The following is a 2265-nucleotide window of genomic DNA, read 5'->3' as shown; positions in this document are numbered from 1 at the left end:
TATAAATATCTACATGTCTTATTTTCTAATCTAGATAAAAATTCTTCTTTTGTTAATTCTTTACTCATATTTTTAATCCTCCATAGCTTTGGCTAAATTTAATATTACCTTTAGTTCAATGATTTAAATCAACAGGTGTCTTTGATACCTTTCCTTCTTCATTTAAAATGACTAAAATATAGTCAAATTATTTGAAGGACTTTCTTCATTTATTTTGATAATATTATTTATTATTAGTTTCATATTAAAATGCTAATCTACAATTTGGTATTTTATGCTTAACTAATTCTCTTTTTGAATAATCCATATTTATATCCTCCAATAGTAGTTTACTCATTATTGTGGACATAATAAGCCACAATAAAAAGAAGGTGGTTAATCTTCTAATTTATTTACATAATTCTTTAAATAATTTATATAATGACGCTTTACATCATCATTTATGATTTCCACCTTATTGTGAAGTGCAAATATGATATAAAATGGTTCAGCATTATTCTTTGTTTTCACTGTATATATTTTATTTTCTTTATCTAGAGTACCCTTAAATTCAAAATATCTATCAATCATAGATGCATCTCTATCATTAAAATATTTTAATTTTAGTTCTATAGTTTCTTCAGTTTCATCAAATATACCATATATTAATAATTCTTCACCAGTTTGTTTTGTTAATGATTCATTTGGTGTAAATGAATCAGTTAGCTTAATATTCGATATTTTATCTATATCATATTTTCTTAAGACTTGCTTAAATAAGCTATAGCCTCTTAGATAATATGTATGATGCGTATAATATATCTTATATGGCTCTACATCTATAGTTCTACCATCATAAATATTATAATCAAATCTTATTCTTTTATTTTCCTTAATTGCTGTACTTATAATAGATAAGACTTCTATATCATGGTCAGATATATAATTATCTCCATCTACATTTCTATTTATATTAGGTACTACTGGTAAGTCATGTAATGTTTTAAGTAATGATTCATTATTCTTACCAGATATAGTAAGTGCAAGCATTATATTATCTGGAATCATTAAGGATTTATCTAAGGAATCAATTAGCCTGTAGCCGCCTGTAGGACCAGTGAGTTGTTCAACACTATACCCATTTTGGTCTAGATCCTCTCTATAGCGCCTTACCTGGCGTGGGGTAACCTCAAGTAAGTCAGCTAATTCATCAATCTTAACATATCGATTCCTATGGCTATTCAAATAGAATAGCATTTTTAATTCTCTGGCGATGTGGGACATTAGTTTACCTTCTTTATATAGAACTGATTGTCAACATAAGACAATTCAAACAGATCAATCTCATAATATTTCATCAATTCTACAACATTCTGATGGTTACCATCAAAATAATGTATATATGGTAAAGAACTCTTATCAACTAAAATTCCTTTTTTAACTTTTTTTGAATACTTATCAAAATTTTTATTCAAAGTTTCATAATAGGTTTCTATTTCTAAAACGCACCTTAACAAGGATTCCTTACTGTTGATTTTTTTAGTTTCGACAATATAAAACTCCCTGTCATATTCGAATGCCAAATCAATTGCTCCTTTTCCTAAGGCTGTTCCTCGATTACATAAAGGAATTTCATAATCTACAATCTTTACTTTATCAATAGTTCCTATATGTTTCATGCAATGAACCATCTTTTTTTCTTCTTGCTTGGACTCACCTTTTCCTTTTGATGGTGTTGCAAAATACTCAGAATATGTTTTACATTGTTGAATACTTTTTTTGTGTTCTACATTAACACCTTTACCAATTCCAACATTTCGTATTCCAGGATTATATGTTGCTTTATCTAAAGACACCGGTTGTTCAAGTTTTAAATTGTTGGAAAGTCCAGCTAATATAATTCTAGCATTATCATCCGTATTATCTTCTTTTGAATTACATCCAACAATACTATCCTTCTTATAATAAAGACTTGTTTTACTTCCAAACTTTCTAATTAGTTCGTTCATGTTTTATCACCTTCCTTTATATTAGTATAACATATATTTATTCCAATTCTAGTTACAATTATGTTTAAAATAAACATTTAATATATCTTTTACTAGCTTGTTTGATGCAAATGCTTTAGCATCGTCAGGAATTTTTTCATAAATGTTTTGCATATATTTAAAATCATAATCAAAGGATATATTAAGCTTTAATGATTTAATATAATCATTCATAAATGTATTTACTCTAGATTTAAATATCGTTGCAAGCAATGATGGTTTATCAAAATCATATACT

The 2265-nt window shown here is 26.8% G+C and carries 3 protein-coding genes; all 3 read right to left on the bottom strand.

Annotation, left to right across the window (positions count from 1 at the left end):
- Positions 1 to 375 precede the first annotated feature (375 nt).
- Positions 376 to 1263: a WYL domain-containing protein gene (locus tag SPJ17_RS08755; RefSeq protein ID WP_321094842.1), complete on the bottom strand. Its 888-nt coding sequence runs from the start codon at positions 1261 to 1263 to the stop codon at positions 376 to 378.
- Positions 1263 to 1988 (bottom strand): hypothetical protein, encoded by a 726-nt coding sequence (locus SPJ17_RS08750; protein WP_321094840.1) that lies wholly within the window; start codon positions 1986 to 1988, stop codon positions 1263 to 1265. The genes SPJ17_RS08755 and SPJ17_RS08750 overlap by 1 nt, the downstream gene beginning before the upstream one ends.
- A 48-nt stretch (positions 1989 to 2036) precedes the next feature.
- Positions 2037 to 2265 (bottom strand): hypothetical protein (locus tag SPJ17_RS08745; RefSeq protein WP_321094838.1); only part of this gene is annotated, 229 nt, incomplete at its 5' end.

This window comes from Anaeroplasma sp. (assembly GCF_034179385.1).
Lineage (GTDB): Bacteria > Bacillota_I > Bacilli_A > Acholeplasmatales > Anaeroplasmataceae > Anaeroplasma.
Note: the sequence above shows the minus strand (reverse complement) of the source record. Positions and strands in the feature narration are given on the sequence as shown.

Coding starts and splice junctions, on each gene's coding strand:
- SPJ17_RS08750 (WP_321094840.1), bottom strand. CDS start 1,988: ATGAACGAACTAATTAGAAAGTTTGGAAGTAAAACAAGTCTTTATTAT.
- SPJ17_RS08755 (WP_321094842.1), bottom strand. CDS start 1,263: ATGTCCCACATCGCCAGAGAATTAAAAATGCTATTCTATTTGAATAGC.